This is a genomic window from Nocardioides sp. (assembly GCF_041600255.1).
Taxonomy (GTDB): domain Bacteria; phylum Actinomycetota; class Actinomycetes; order Propionibacteriales; family Nocardioidaceae; genus Nocardioides.
In genome coordinates this window covers 1-13593 of sequence record NZ_JBFIKK010000094.1, presented here as the reverse complement: position 1 = coordinate 13593, position 13593 = coordinate 1, and the positions used below count along the sequence as shown (strand labels likewise).

General features: G+C 71.9%; 17 protein-coding genes. 5 read left to right on the top strand and 12 right to left on the bottom strand.

The genetic code is table 11. The features are described from left to right. The 3 genes from ABZE72_RS11775 to ABZE72_RS11765 form a co-directional block, all read right to left on the bottom strand. A partial coding sequence (locus tag ABZE72_RS11775) for a PIG-L family deacetylase (protein ID WP_372729222.1) occupies nucleotides 1–282 on the bottom strand: 282 nt, incomplete at its 3' end. Further along, a complete protein-coding gene (mshB, locus tag ABZE72_RS11770; RefSeq protein WP_372729221.1) occupies nucleotides 282–1190 on the bottom strand; it encodes an N-acetyl-1-D-myo-inositol-2-amino-2-deoxy-alpha-D-glucopyranoside deacetylase in 909 nt (302 codons plus the stop codon). The genes ABZE72_RS11775 and mshB, both read right to left, overlap by 1 nt. 9 nt (nucleotides 1191–1199) lie before the next feature. Further along, on the bottom strand, nucleotides 1200–1907 hold the full coding sequence (locus ABZE72_RS11765; RefSeq protein WP_372729220.1) for a (deoxy)nucleoside triphosphate pyrophosphohydrolase: 708 nt from the start codon (nucleotides 1905–1907) through the stop codon (nucleotides 1200–1202). 47 nt (nucleotides 1908–1954) lie between these two features. Between ABZE72_RS11765 and ABZE72_RS11760 the strand changes: the two genes are divergently transcribed. Beyond that, on the top strand, nucleotides 1955–3079 hold the full coding sequence (locus ABZE72_RS11760) for a hypothetical protein (protein ID WP_372729219.1): 1125 nt from the start codon (nucleotides 1955–1957) through the stop codon (nucleotides 3077–3079). 37 nt (nucleotides 3080–3116) lie between these two features. Here the strand turns inward: ABZE72_RS11760 and ABZE72_RS11755 are convergent, their stop codons facing one another. After that, nucleotides 3117–3920 carry a thioesterase family protein gene (locus ABZE72_RS11755; protein ID WP_372729218.1) on the bottom strand — a complete coding sequence of 268 codons (804 nt, stop codon included), beginning with the start codon at nucleotides 3918–3920 and terminating at the stop codon, nucleotides 3117–3119. Between the two features lie 82 nt (nucleotides 3921–4002). Between ABZE72_RS11755 and ABZE72_RS11750 the strand changes: the two genes are divergently transcribed. Further along, the gene (locus ABZE72_RS11750; RefSeq protein WP_372729217.1) at nucleotides 4003–4782 is read left to right on the top strand and encodes a formate/nitrite transporter family protein; all 780 of its coding nucleotides are present in this window, start codon (nucleotides 4003–4005) and stop codon (nucleotides 4780–4782) included. Between the two features lie 28 nt (nucleotides 4783–4810). On the opposite strand, the gene ABZE72_RS11745 is transcribed toward ABZE72_RS11750, so the two are convergent. The 4 genes from ABZE72_RS11745 to ABZE72_RS11730 all read right to left on the bottom strand — a co-directional run bounded on the left by ABZE72_RS11745 (nucleotide 4811) and on the right by ABZE72_RS11730 (nucleotide 8328). Then, nucleotides 4811–5722, bottom strand: a complete 912-nt coding sequence (locus tag ABZE72_RS11745; protein ID WP_372729216.1) for a glutaminase — start codon at nucleotides 5720–5722, stop codon at nucleotides 4811–4813. Between the two features lie 47 nt (nucleotides 5723–5769). Next, nucleotides 5770–6753, bottom strand: a complete 984-nt coding sequence (locus ABZE72_RS11740) for a DUF5995 family protein (protein WP_372729215.1) — start codon at nucleotides 6751–6753, stop codon at nucleotides 5770–5772. 116 nt (nucleotides 6754–6869) lie between these two features. Then, entirely contained in the window at nucleotides 6870–7157 is a 288-nt protein-coding gene (locus ABZE72_RS11735) for a hypothetical protein (RefSeq protein WP_372729214.1), read from the bottom strand. Nucleotides 7158–7197: 40 nt separating this feature from the next. Then, nucleotides 7198–8328: an App1 family protein gene (locus tag ABZE72_RS11730; protein ID WP_372729213.1), complete on the bottom strand. Its 1131-nt coding sequence runs from the start codon at nucleotides 8326–8328 to the stop codon at nucleotides 7198–7200. A 77-nt stretch (nucleotides 8329–8405) separates the two neighbouring features. Between ABZE72_RS11730 and ABZE72_RS11725 the strand changes: the two genes are divergently transcribed. Next, nucleotides 8406–8537 carry a hypothetical protein gene (locus tag ABZE72_RS11725; protein WP_372729212.1) on the top strand — a complete coding sequence of 44 codons (132 nt, stop codon included), beginning with the start codon at nucleotides 8406–8408 and terminating at the stop codon, nucleotides 8535–8537. Between the two features lie 126 nt (nucleotides 8538–8663). Continuing rightward, on the top strand, nucleotides 8664–8912 hold the full coding sequence (locus ABZE72_RS11720) for an SCO4226 family nickel-binding protein (RefSeq protein ID WP_372729211.1): 249 nt from the start codon (nucleotides 8664–8666) through the stop codon (nucleotides 8910–8912). A 20-nt stretch (nucleotides 8913–8932) separates the two neighbouring features. On the opposite strand, the gene ABZE72_RS11715 is transcribed toward ABZE72_RS11720, so the two are convergent. The 3 genes from ABZE72_RS11715 to ABZE72_RS11705 are packed head-to-tail and all read right to left on the bottom strand — an operon-like array spanning nucleotide 8933 to nucleotide 11170. Beyond that, on the bottom strand, nucleotides 8933–10060 hold the full coding sequence (locus tag ABZE72_RS11715) for an MBL fold metallo-hydrolase (protein WP_372729210.1): 1128 nt from the start codon (nucleotides 10058–10060) through the stop codon (nucleotides 8933–8935). Nucleotides 10061–10092: 32 nt separating this feature from the next. Continuing rightward, nucleotides 10093–10830: a DUF6390 family protein gene (locus ABZE72_RS11710; protein WP_372729209.1), complete on the bottom strand. Its 738-nt coding sequence runs from the start codon at nucleotides 10828–10830 to the stop codon at nucleotides 10093–10095. Nucleotide 10831: 1 nt separating this feature from the next. Next, complete coding sequence (locus ABZE72_RS11705; RefSeq protein ID WP_372729208.1) at nucleotides 10832–11170, bottom strand: acylphosphatase; 339 nt, start codon at nucleotides 11168–11170, stop codon at nucleotides 10832–10834. Between the two features lie 187 nt (nucleotides 11171–11357). On the opposite strand from ABZE72_RS11705, the gene ABZE72_RS11700 reads away from it, so the two are divergent. After that, nucleotides 11358–12065, top strand: a complete 708-nt coding sequence (locus ABZE72_RS11700) for a DUF5995 family protein (RefSeq protein ID WP_372729207.1) — start codon at nucleotides 11358–11360, stop codon at nucleotides 12063–12065. Nucleotides 12066–12091: 26 nt separating this feature from the next. Here ABZE72_RS11700 and ABZE72_RS11695 read toward each other — a convergent pair. Continuing rightward, nucleotides 12092–13593, bottom strand: a 1502-nt coding sequence (locus ABZE72_RS11695; RefSeq protein WP_372729206.1) for an acyl-CoA dehydrogenase family protein, incomplete at its 5' end; no start/stop codon positions are given.

The window sequence follows — 13593 nt, the reverse complement described above, 5'->3', positions numbered from 1 at the left end:
GGCGGCGTAGGTCGCGACGCGGTGGGCCTGGATGTGGTCGGGGTGGCCGTAGCCGCCGAAGTCGTCGTAGGCGACCATCACCTGCGGCCGGACCTCGCGGATCACCGCGACGAGGTGGGCGGCCGCCTCGGTGAGGTCGGCGCTCCAGAAGGCGTTCTCGTGGATGTCGTCGGCGGCGACGGCGAGGAGCAGACCCCACCACTGCGGGTGCAGGGCGACCGAGGCGAGTCCGGTGGCCGCCCCGCAGACGAGCAGGGCCAGCCCGGTCAGGGCACGCAGCATCAGAGGCCGGCGAACAGGTCGCTCTCGAGACCGTCGTCGCCGACCTCGCCGAGCGTGCCCTTGGCGATCCGGAAGTACTCGACTCCCCAGGCGGTGCTGCCGACGTTGTTCGACAGCGCGAAGAACGGCCCGTCGGTGGTGATCTGGGTGGCATGGGCCGCGAGCGCCGCCATCTTCTTGTCAACGTGCTCCTGGGCGTCGACCGCGGCCGAGAGCAGCTCGTCCGGGGTGATGAACGCGGGCAGCGGCCCGTCCGGGTCCATGCCCTCGAACGACGTGTGGTCGCCCGACTCGCGCATCAGCCGCAGGCCGGCACGCATCCGGCTCTCCGACATCGCGCCCCAGTAGATCTTGGCGATCTCCCACGACTCCCCGAGGTCGCGCCGGTACGACGGCACGGCGGCGAGCTGGGCGGCGTACATGGCGACCCGGTGGGCCTGGATGTGGTCGGGGTGGCCGTAGCCGCCGAACTCGTCGTAGGTGACCATCACCTGCGGTCGGACCTCCCGGATGATCTCGACCAGGTGGGTGGCGGCCTCGGTCAGGTCGGCGTGCCAGAAGGCGTTGTCGTGGACCTCGTCGGCGGCGACCGCGTGGCCGTCGTCGTGCCACTTCATCCCGGAGTCGCGGTAGGTGCCGAAGCCGCCGAGGAACCGGTGGTCGGTCACCCCGAGCTCCTTCATCGCCTGCTCGAGCTCACCCTTGCGGTGCAGCCCGAGCCCGTCGGTCTGGTCTGCGGCCAGGTGCTCGAGGTCGGGGACCAGGATCTCCCCCATCTCGCCGGCGGTGCAGGTGACGAGGGTGACGCCGCGACCCTCGGCGACGTACTTGGCCATGGTGGCGCCCTGGCCGATCGTCTCGTCGTCCGGGTGGGCGTGCACGAGCAGGAGGCGCTGGTCGGAGGGCATGGCCCGATCCTACGGCCGCTTGATCCGCTTGGGCGCGGCCGGGAGGTCCAGGGGCGGCAGGGTGGGCTGGGTCGGACCCCGGTCCGCGTCCTCCTCGTCCAGCCACCCGTCGTACTGCTCCACGAGCAGCTCGAGGGTGACCGGGGGCGCATCGGTCAGGACCGCCCACGGGTGGTCCTCGTCGTCGTCCTCACCGGCGAGCCGCTCCCGCACCAGCGTTGCGTCGTACCCTTCGGCGGTCAGCCTGGCCACCACGGCGAGCGCGTGCGACTCCTCGAAGAAGATGCCTCTCACGCGGTCATCATGCCGCACGGCAGGCGGTGCGGATCGACCCAGCCACCCGGCCAGCTCGGCCAGGAACGGGCGGTCCGGCTCCAGCCAGTCCAGGCCTGCCAGCTCGTCCGCCGCGACCCAGCGCACGGCATCGTGCTCGCGCGGGACGGGCTCACCCGCAGTGAGGTGGACGACCGCGACCCGCAGCACGAGTCGCTCCCCGATCGGCGCGCTCCCGCAGAGCCAGCCCGCCACCTCCACCGTGCAGCCGAGCTCCTCGTGGATCTCGCGGACCAGCGCGGCGGAGTCGCTCTCACCGAGATCGACCTTGCCGCCGGGGAACTCCCATCGCCCGGCCAGTTCCGGCGGCGCCGTACGCCGTGCGGCCAGCACCTGCCCGGCGCGCACGATCGCGGCGCCGACCACGGTGGCGGGGGTCGTCATGCCGCGACCGTAACGGAGGCTCCACCCCGGCCACTACGGTGGCAGGCATGGCCGACGACCAGCCCGACGGCATCCACCTGACCCGCGCCGGCGACCGGGCCGATGCGGTGGCCGCGCTGGCCGACCTGCTCGGTGGTCGCGTGGGACCGGACGCGGTCCTGGCCGACCTGAACCGTCGCGCACGCCGGAGCCGCGTGCCCGGGCGAGCGCCGGGAAGCGCGGTGGAGCAGGCGCTGGCGTGGGACCGCGCGGACCGGTGTACGAGGAGGTGGTGGCCGCAGGGCATCTCGAGCTCCGCCGACGCCTCCCCCCACGGCACCGCCGGGGACGACTTCGTCGGACGGCGGGTCCTGGTCACCTCCTGGTACGCCCGCCCCGTGCACGAGGACGGCGACGACGGCAGCCGGGGTGCCCGGATCAGCTTCGTGGACCTCGCGACCCGCCGCTACCGGCACGTGCTCCTCGTGACGCCCAAGCTCGACGCGGAGGGCCGCCTGCAGCTGAACCCGTTGCGGGTGCACGCCGGCGGCATCGTCTGGTGGGGCGGCCACCTGTACGTCGCCGCCACCGCGCGCGGCTTCTGGGTCTGTCGCCTCGACGACCTGCTCCGGGTGCCCGATGCGGTCGCCAGCGGCGACCCGGACCGGCTCGGGATCCGCGCGGGTCGGGTCTCGAGCTTCGGCTACCGCTACCTGCTCCCGGTCTCGTTCCAGATGCGCGGCGGTGCCGAGCCGGGCGCCGAACGGCTGCGCTGGTCGTTCCTCTCGGTGGACCGCGCCGCCACGCCCCCCGAGCTCGTCGCCGGCGAGTACGGGCGCGGGGACCAGAGCCGCCGGCTGGCTCGCTTCGCCCTCGACCCGACCACCGGCCTTCCAGCGGCGAACGCCCACGGGGTGTCCCGGCCGCTGGCCGTCGACCACGAGGGGGTTGCCGGAACCCAGGGCGTGGCGATCGCGCGCGGTGAGCAGTACCGGACCGTCTCGCACGGTCCGCTGCTACCGGGGACGGTGGTGGTGGGGCGCGGTGGGCGGGTCAGGCGGCACCGGGCCGCCACGCCGGTCGGTCCCGAGGACCTGACCTACTGGGCCTCCACCGACCTGCTGTGGTCGCTCACCGAGCACCCGGGTCGACGCTGGATCTGTGCGATGCGGCGCTCGACGTTCGACCGCTGAGCAGGCTGCCCGCACCTCGGGCCGATCGCCGAGGCCCTCAGCGCGGCTGGCGCGCCAGCTGGCGGCTCTGGGCGACCAGACGCCCGGCGGAGTCCCAGACCTCGCAGTCCTCCTCGAACATCCCCCCGGCGACGTTGCGGCTCTCGTGGCGCACCAGCAGCCAGCCCGGGGCCGGTTTGGCCCGCACGTGCGCGGTCAGCTCCAGCGTCGGCGCCCACCCGGGCATGCCCAGCTCGAAGGTCACCGGCGGCAGCGAGTCGACGACCATCAGCAGCGAGATCGGGTCGGGCTCCCGACCGTCGATCAGACGGAACCAGGCGCTGAGCACACCGTTGCCGCTCGGCTTCCCGACCGCCCACCCGACCTGCCCGGGGTGGAAGCGCATCTCGAACCGGTCCATCAGGGGCGCGAACTTGCGCACCTCCGCCGGCGCCACGGTGTTGGGGACGCAGTCCTCGACGGCCGGCATCTCCGGTTGCCGGGCCGTGGTCCGGACGTCGTCGCCCAACCGGTCGAAGTCGCCGTACGTCGCGAGCGCGGTGATCCGGACGTCGTCGCCCTGGACCAATTCGACCGCAGCGGTCGCCACGCTGCCGCCCTCCCGGCGTACGTCGACGCGCACGGCGGCCGGCCCCGGGATCGACGCGGAGAGGTAGTGGGCGCTGACCGCGAGCGGGTCCGGCTTGCCCGGCAGGTGGGCACGCAGCGCATTGCCCAGGACGGCCAGCAGGTAGCCGCCGTTGATCCCGCCGCCGACCAGCCAGCCGGCCGCGAGGTCGACGGAGTAGCGGCCGCCTCCTTCGTGGAGGACCTCGATCTGGGAGTCGAACTCGTAGCCCATGCGCGCAGCCTAGGGCCGCGCGCAGGGGCGTCCGCGCCGGTCCCGCTGGTTTGGACGGCCCCCCGCTGGACACAGTTCGCTCGTGCCCACCGACCCCGATCGCCCCGAACCCGAGATCGAGGACGCCTTCGACCGCCTCGTCGACGAGGGCCGCGAGCGCCTCGAACGCCCGCTGGAGGCCATGGTCGCCACCGGCACCCTGGGCGGCATCGACGTGGGCACCGGAGTCCTGGCGTTCCTGGTCGTCAAGCACCACACCGACAGCACCCTGCTCGCCGGCCTGGCCTTCTCGGTCGGGTTCGTGGCGCTGCTGCTCGCCCGCAGCGAGCTCTTCACCGAGAACTTCCTGGTCCCGGTCACGGCGGTCGTCGCCCGCAGCGGCACGCTGCTGGGTCTCGGGCGGCTGTGGATCGTGACGCTGCTGACCAACCTGGTCGGCGGGGCGCTGATGATGTGGATCCTGATGACCGCCCGGCCGGACCTGCACGGCACCGCCATCGAGATCGGCACCCACTACGCCGAGCTGGGCGTCTCGCTGGAGACCCTGATGTTGGCGGTCCTCGCCGGTGCGGTGATCACGCTGATGACCCGGATGCAGCACGCCACCGACAGCCTCGGGATCCAGCTGGTGCCGGCGATCCTGTTCGGCGCCCTGCTCGCGGGTGGCGAGCTGTTCCACTGCATCCTGGACTCGCTGTTCATCTTCGCCGCGATGATGGCCGGCGCGGACATCTCCGCCGGCGCCTGGCTGGTGGCGCTGGGCTGGTCGCTGCTGGGCAACGTGATCGGTGGCATCGGACTGGTCACGATGCTGCGGTTGCTGCGGGTGCGCGAGCGGGTGCGCGAGGCGCGTCAGCGCTGAGGAGGCCGGGCCACCGGGTGCCCGTCGGTCAGAAGATCGACCAGCCGGTGAGCGTGGTGAAGAGGTCCAGGGCGGCGACGCCGGCCGTGGAGTTGCCCGAGGGCCCGAGCGCCGGGCTCCAGACACAGATCGTGCACACACCCGGGATCACCGCCAGGATCCCGCCGCCGACCCCGCTCTTGGCCGGCACGCCGACCCGGTAGGCGAACTCGCCGGCCGCGTCGTACGTGCCGCAGGTGAGCATCACCGCGTTCAGCCGCTTGGTCTGGCTCAACGACAGCAACCGGCTGCCGTGGGCGCGGAAGCCGTTGCGGGCGAGCCATCCCCCGGCCAGGGCGAGCTCGCGACAGCTCATCGAGAGCGAGCACTGCCAGAAGTACTGTTCGAGCACCTCGTCCACCGGGCACTCGAGGTTGTCGTAGCTGGCCAGCAGGTGCGCCATCGCCGCGATCCGGTGGCCGCGCTCGCTCTCGGAGCGAGCCACGGCCTCGTCCCCGCCGATCTCGGGTACGCCGCTCTCGGTGCGGACCAGGTCGCACAGGGCACTGCGGGCATCCCCGGTCAGTCGGTGCAGCCGGTCGGTGACGACGAGGGCTCCGGCGTTGATGAAGGGGTTGCGCGGGATGCCGGCTTCCTGGTCGAGCTGGAGCAGCGAGTTGAACGGGCTCCCCGACGGCTCCCGGCCGACCCGCTGCCACACGTCGTTGCTGTCCCGGGCCATCACCAGGGCCAGGGTGAAGACCTTCGAGATGCTCTGCACGGAGAAGCGGACGTCGCTGTCCCCGATCGAGTGCACGGCTCCGTCGTTCATCGCCACGGTCATCGCGAACTGGTGCGGGTCGACCGAGGCGAGACCGGGGATGTAGTCGGCGACGGCCCCCCGACCGATGCTGGGCTCGACCTGCGCCCGGATCTCCGCGAGCACGCCGTCCAGGTCCATGGCGATGATTCTGCCCGGACCCGGACGACGCGTGCCGAGGCGGTGGGTCAGTGGTACCCGTACGGCGCCGGCGTTCCGAAGGGGTAGGCCATCGGGGCCGGGTCGTCGTGGTGGATCGCGCAGTAGGCGTCACGGGCCTGCGACGACTGACCGGGCAGGTGACCGTGGGTGAGCAGGAGGCCGTCGGCCACCGCGTTGGCCTGCGCCTCGATCCGGGCCGCGACCTGCGCGCGGTGTGCGGCGGTCGGCGCGGAGACGAGGTCCTCGGCGTTGCGCCACGCGTTCTCACGCCAGGCCGAGATCGCCTGGAAGACGGCCCAGTACCCGACGCCGATTTCCTCGTCCGCGTCGTCCAGGGTCGGGTCCAGCCGGGCTGCCGCCTCGGCCAGCATCGCCTCGGTCGCCTCGTTCAGGAACTCCTCGACCTTGTCGTAGTCGGGCTTGCGCGAGGAGCCGTCCGGCGCGACCAGTCCGACGGCCGCCAGGACGAACGCGAGGTCGCGGTTGATGTGGGCGTTCATCCCCAGCAACAGGTCCCCGGTCGCCGAGACCCGCTTGTCCCGGGCAGCCTCGAAGGCCGTGCGCCAGGACTGCGGGACCGCGGTCACGTTGCCGGCGTGCCAGTTCGTGTAGGCGTCGGTGTAGTACTTCGCGAAGACGGCGTCCTGGTGGTTCGCGAACGGCACGTCCTGGTAGTAGCCGGGGATGTCCCGGCTCCACACGTACGTCTGGGTGATCCGCAGGTAGGCATGGGCGAAGACCGCGTCGTGGTCGCAGCTCTGCACGGCCGGGTCGAAGATCCGGGCCAGCTCCTTGAGGGTCTGCTTGACGCAGTTGGTCCGGCCGGCGACACAGTCGTTCTCGCTGGTCGGGATGTACTCGGACGTCCATCCGACGAGATATCCCGACCAGGGCGTGTACGGCGTCGAGGCGCCGGCGGGCGCGACCAGCCCGACGCTCAGCAGCGATGCTGTCAGCGTCCCAACGGCGGCGACGGCCACGCTCCGGGCGCGGCGAAATGAGATGTTCATGATGCTCCCTCCCCAGGGTGTGAGGCCGACGACATGCGTCGCGGGCTCACCAGCCCCTTCGGTCGGGCCGGAGCTGCGCCTTGAGAGTGGTCTAGACCTGGCCTCGTCCGGCTGCGTCAGGCCGGAGGGCGGCGCTCGTGCGATGACGAGGTCGGCGGTCGCGGGCCGCGCGGGCGTGCCAGGAGGAAGCCGAGGACGCCGCCGAGCAGGAGGCCGAGAGGCACCAGGTTGGAGACCATCCCCTGGAACTCCTCGAGGGTGCCGCCGCGACCATCGGTGTACTGCTCGAAGAGCAGGTAGCCCAGCAGACCCAGCAGCAGCCCCGTGGCGGCGCCGAGGACCGGGAACAGCACGAGCCGGACGCGGGTCGACGGATCGGGGCGCGTCGGGCGTGCGTTCGGCATCAGGAACCTCCCCCTCCTGACTCGATGGTGCCCGGGCGGGTCAGTCGTGGCAAGGGCGGGCAACCGCCCGCACATCCGCCTTCGTGATCAGCCCGAGACCTGCGGCGTGCCTCGCCACCTCGGCGGAGTCGCCGGCCAGCACGAACGGGACGTCGAGGTCCCAGTCGTCGGTGATCAGCTCCACCCGGTTGTCTCCCGGGTCCAGCCGCACCTCGCGGATGTACACGGCCAGGATCCGCCCCGGGTGGCGGCGTACGGCGGCCGCGTAGATCTCCGGGTCGTGCTGTCCGGAGTCGCCGATCAGCACGAACGGCAGGTCCGGGTGGAGTGCCAGGACCTCGTCGATGTGACGGCTCTTGTGCGCGTCGTGGCTGCGGTCCACCTCGGTGCCCAGCAGGTCGCGCAGCAGCAACGGCCCCAGCGGGAAGCGGCGGTGCTCGAGGAAGTTGTGCAGGAAGCCGTGCAGGTTCCACGGACTGGAGGAGAGGTAGAAGATCGGGTTGTCCTGGGTGGCCCCCTGCTTGGCCAGCGCGCGGTAGAGCTCGGGCGCGCCGGCGAACGGGGTCCGGGTCAGCTCCGAGCCGACGATCGTCTCGCGGACCATGGCCACCACCCGCTGGGCACCGGTGTGCAGGATCGTGTCGTCCACATCCGAGATCACCCCGAAGCGGGCGCCGGGGCCGAGCACCCGGATCCGGACCTGGCTCGGGTGCGGCCCGATCAGGCCGCGGTACTCCCCGGCCAGCTCGAGGCGGCCGGCGGACCACGGCGCCTCGCAGGTGCCGGGCGGCACCTCGAGGTCGAAGGCGAAGTAGCCGTCGGCGTCCGTGGTGGTCTCGGCCGCCACCTCCCCCACCACCAGGCGTAGGGGCACCCCCGGCAACTCGTCGGTCAGGAAGCGCGCCGCGGTCCGTCGTACGGCGGCCCAGGTGCCCTCGCCGTCGACCGCAGGTGACGGCTCCGGGTTGTCCAGCACCCGACCGCGCACCAGCACCCGCTCAGGGGAGCCCATGCCGAGGTAGGGCACGATCCGGAAGTTCTCGGGCTCGCGTCCGGCGTGCAGGTGGATCCGAGTGCCGTCCCAGCGACGCTCCGCCTCGATGGCGAGACGCCGCGCCACCCGTACGGCGTGCGAGCCGATGCTGCGGTGCTGGTTCACGTGACCTCCCACGCTGCCACGGTAGTCAGTCGCATGCGATGGTCCGGCGGGGACTCCCGCGGCGCTCCCCCGCGGCGTACGTTGCGAGGATGACCTACCCGGATCCGGCCTACACCGGCAGCGGCGAGGCCAGCGCCCGCTTCCGGCCCGCGGCCACCCCACCCGACCTGCCGCGCCGAGGAGGGACGGCGAGCTACGCGCACGACAACCACTACGTCTGAGCCCAGCCGTCGACGCCCCTCCCGCTCCGGGTGACATCCGGACGCGCACTGACGCATCCGGGCTATGGCGGATCGACACTCGCAGGAGGAGGGTCGGGCGTGGGGGGACACCAAGGAGAAGTGATCATGCCGGAGTTCATGGACGTACACACCGGGATGAACGGGGTGACGGCGGAGGGGCTCAAGCAGGCCCACGACGCCGACCTGGCCATCCAGGACACGGAGAACGTCAACTTCAAGCACGCGTGGGCCGACCCCGAGACGGGGACGGTCTTCTGCCTGTCCGAGGCACCCGACGCCGAGGCAGTCCAACGGGTCCACGCCGCAGCCGGCCACCCGGCGGACACCGTCTACGAGGTCGGCATCCAGGCCTGAGGGGCCGCTGACCGGCAGCGTCAGAGGCCGGTCCACCACTCCTGGCGGGGCAGGTCCTCGTCGGCGGAGAACCGCTCGCCCGGTTTCGGCTGCGCGAGTCGGACGCCGTGCTCGGCGGCCTCGGCGCGCACCCACTCGGCCGGCGCGGACCAGGTGTGGAAGGCCAGGTCGAACGTGGCCCAGTGGATCGGCACCAGCACGCCGCCGCGCAGGTCGAGGTGGGTCCGCACCGCTTCGGCCGGCGTCATGTGCACGTCCGGCCAGCGATCGTCGTACGCGCCGACCGGCAGCACGGTGAGGTCGATCGGCCCGTGCCGGCGCCCGAGGTCGCCGAAGGCAGGCGTGTAGCCGGAGTCGCCGCCGAAGAACGCGCTGCGGCCCGCTGCCTCGACCAGCCAGGCCGCCCACAGGGTCGTGTTCGCGGTGAACAGTCGCCCGGAGAAGTGCCGCGCCTCGGCACAGGTCAGCCGCAGACCGGCGAGGTCGACCGACTCGTTCCAGTCGAGCTCGACGATGCGGTCAGCCGGCACGCCCCAGGCGCGCAGGTGCGAGCCGACGCCGAGCGGCACCACGAACGGCATCGTCTGGGTGCGGGTCAGGTGGTCGATGGTGGCGGTGTCGAGGTGGTCGTAGTGGTCGTGCGAGATCAGCACGGCGTCCAGCCGCGGCAGCGCCTCCAGTGGGGCGGGGACCGGGTGGTGGCGGCGCGGGCCCACCGTGGCCGAGGGCGAGACCCGCTCACTCCAGACCGGGTCGGTGAGCACGTAGCGGCCCCCGACCTCGAGCAGCACGGTCGAGTGTCCGAGCCAGGTCGCGGCGCACGCCGCGGCGCGGGTGGGCCAGTCGGGCCGGACCAGCGGGATCTCACCGGCCGGCTTCCCGATCCGGCCCTTGGTGGCGAACTCCATCGCGATCGAACGCCGACCACCGGACTCCACCACCCGCATCGGCTCGGTGTTGTGGAAGGTGCCCTCGGCGAAGTGGTCGGAGTCGTGCACGCCACCGCCGGCCCCCAGCGAGCGTCGTACGTCGGCGAGCGCGCGCGGGCCGATCGTCGTCCGCGCCGATCGGGTCAGCGTCGCGACGCCGAGGGCGGCCACCGAGACGGCTGCGGCCAGACGGAAGGGGCTTCCTGCGGTACGGGGCACAGAACCATTCTGCGCCTCGGCCGGGCACCGCGTCAGTGGGGTCGGCCGTCGAGTCCGACCGCGGCCCGCTGCGCCGCCTCCAGCGCATCGATGCGCATCGCCTGGGTCATCGTCAGCACGCCGCACACCCAGTCCCAGTGCAGCGCCACCACGTCGCCGACCACGGGCGGCTTCTCCATCAGGGTCCTGCCGTCGACCGCCCACCGCGCCCGCTCGAGCCCGGGAGCCTGCTCGAACATGCGTGCGCCGTCCCAGGCGAGCAGCTGGGTCGTGGCCGTGACCCACTCGCCGTCCACGTCGGTGACCACCCCGGAGCGAATCCGGCAGCCGTTCAGCGAGGAGACGGCCGAGCGCGGCTGCTCCCCCGACCGGAGCTGCGCCGCCCACGGTTCGACCTCGTAGACCTGGAAGCTGTGGTGGGCCATCGCCCGCGCCCGGGCGTGTCGCCAGGTGCCCCCGACCCCCTCGCCCTGACCGACGAGCTTCTTCTCCAGGCGTGTGACGAGGGTCCGGGAGTCGACCTCGTAGAGCAGGTCCGAACCGATCCAGTAGGTCTCGACGATCTCCTCCGAGAGCGGGTCGTCGTTCTCCAGCACCTCGGCGAGGAACTCGAGGTGGACCCAGGCTCCGTCGAACCGGCGGGCACGGCGTTCGATCTCGGCGATCGCCCCCGGCATCCGCATCGACGTGGCCGTCGCCGCGCCGGCGTACCCCAGCTCGTCGGGCGGGTAGGCGAACCGCGCGAACATCAGCGCTCCTTCGGCCGACATCTCAGCGGACCCGCCGGATCCGCGGCACCGTCGCGGTCACGGCGAAGCCCGGCTCGCCGCTCGGCTCCAGCTCCGTCGACTCCACCGTCCTGATCACCGCGAGCGCCGGCGCCTCGTCGGTCAGCCGGCGGGCGAACTCGTCGACCACCTCGGAGGGGCCCTCCACCTCGGCGACGACGCTGCTGGCCTCGTTGCGGCACCACCCGGACAGCTCCAGCTCGCGGGCCAGCCGGGCGGCGTGGCGACGGAAGCCCACCCCCTGGACCACCCCGTGCAGCACCAGCCGTCGACGCAGCACCCCCGTGCTGCCCGACGGTCCGGCTCCCACCCCCGTGGTCATGCGTGCTCCCGGATCACGACCCGATTGTGACCCCGGGTGACCACACGGCGAAGAAGAATCCGCGCCTCGGTGACAGCCGTCCAGTCCGGGGCGACGACGAGCGGCCCCCGGATTCCGACGCCGGGCGGCGCCGCGGACTGGTCTACTGGTCGTGAGGTGCTCGGTGTTCTCGCGGACGGAGGTGGCCATGACCACGACGATGTCACCCGGCACGGTGGCGGAGGTCATCGCCCGGCTCCGCAGCATCGAGGAGTCCCTGCCGGCCTCCGACGGCGTCGCCGTCTTCAACCGGATGTACCTCGACGTCACCGAGCGGGTCGCGGCCGAGCTGGGGACCGGCTCGATGTTCGCCGACCCGGCCTTCATGGCCGAGCTCGACGTCCGGTTCGCCGCCCTCTGGCTGGCGGCGTACGACGACGCGGCCGAGGGTCGCAAGGTGTCGGCCGCCTGGGCTCCCCTGTTCGAGGAGCGCACCACCCGCGGCATCTTCCCGATCCAGTTCGCGCTGGCCGGGATGAACGCCCACATCGAGAACGACCTCCCGCTCGCCGTGATCGCCACCTGCCGCAGCCGCGACGTCCCACTCAGCCGGGGTTCGGTCCGCCGCGACTACGACGCGGTGAACGCGCTGCTGGCCGGCGCCGAGTCGGAGATCCGGCGCTCGTTCCTGACCGACATCGAGAAGTACGTCGACGACGAGATCGGGCCGCTGGTGCACCTGGTCAGCGCCTGGAACATCGACAAGGCCCGCGACCTCGCCTGGATCAGCGCGGAGACCATGTGGGCGACCCGGCACTTCTCGTTCCTGTCCGGCAGGCACCGCTCGATGCTGGCCCACACCGTCGGGCTCACCTCGCGCTGCCTGCTGGCACCGGTCGGGATCCGCCTTCCCTGACCACCCCTGATCGACCGGTCGGTCGGTCAGCGGTTCATCGCGTAGGTGCCGGCCAGGTCGCGGGCCTGCTGCCAGACCTTCTCGTGACCGTCGGCCGCGGTGGCCGGCTTGCGGACGTGGGCCAGCGCCCACGCCTGCTGGTCCGGCGTCGAGGACGCCTTGCCGTGCAGGTCGATCGCGTACGCCGAGAAGTCCCGCACCAGCACGTCGAAGATCCGGTCCACGATCCCGCGGTCGAGGCCGGTCAGTTCGGCCTGCTCGAGGATCAGCTGGCCGTAGACGACGGTGGTGAAGAGCTCGCCCAGTGCGAGCAGCAGGTCGAGGTCCTTGGCCTGCTCGGCGTCCGGAGCGGCGGTGGTCACCAGCGTGACCAGGCCGTCGGCCTGCTCGCGGAAGATCGCCACGTTCGGCACGTCCGCGAAGCCGTCGTACGCCGTACGCCAGTCGGCGAACTGGATCTTGCCCAGCCCGCGGGCCGGACCCTGGTGGAAGAGGAACTCGTCGTCGGCGGCGTCGCGGCGACGCGGGACCTCGGCGAGCTCGGTCGGCGCGAGCAGGTAGTTGGGCAGGAACTTCAGCACCAGCGCCATGTTCACGTGCACGGTGCCCTCGAGCTTGGGCAGCGCACGGATGTCCATCGCGGCCTGCTCGAAGTAGGTGTCCTTCTCGAAGCCCTTGGCGGCCACGACGTCCCAGAGCCCGTCGATGACGCGCTCGCCCTCGGTGGTCACCTTCATCTTGGTGATCGGGTTGAAGAGCAGGTAGCGGCGGTCCTCGGCGGAGGCCGAGCGGAAGTAGTCGATCGCGCGGTCGCCGAAGAGCTTCATCGCGACCAGGCGCACGTAGGCGTCGGTCAGGCCCTGGCGCACGTGCGGGAAGTCGGTGACCCGGTTGCCGTAGAGGATCCGGTTGTCGGCGTGCGTGATCGCCTCGTAGAGCGCGTGCTCGCAGATGCCGATCGAGGCGAAGCCGAGGTTGAACTTGCCGATGTTGACGGTGTTCAGCGCGGCGTCGAAGGCGGCCGGCCCGGTGTGCAGGATGTCGTCGGCGGTGAGCGCGTAGTCCTCGAGCCGGAACTCGCTGACGTACATCTGGCCGGAGACGACGTTCTTCACCAGGTGGTAGTTCGGGTGCTGGCTGTCCACGGCGAAGAAGACGTAGCCCTCGGGGCCCTCGACGTCCTCGCGGCGACCGAAGACCGACACCATCCCGGCGACGTTGCCGTTGCCGATGTAGTACTTGCTGCCGTTGGCCCGGAAGCCGTCCCCGTCCGGGGTCAGGATCATGTCGGTGCGGTAGATGTCGGCGCCGTGGTCCTTCTCGGAGAGACCGAACGCGAAGACGCCGCCCTGCTTGAGGATCTCGGTGGCCCGGGCCTTGGCGGCCTCGTTCTCGCTCTGCCAGATCGGGCCGAGACCCAGGATGGTGACCTGCCAGGCGTACCAGTAGCCGAGACCGTAGAAGGCCAGCACCTCGCCGAACGCGCAGATCCGGGCGGTGTCCCAGCGCCCGCCCTGCTCGCCGGGGG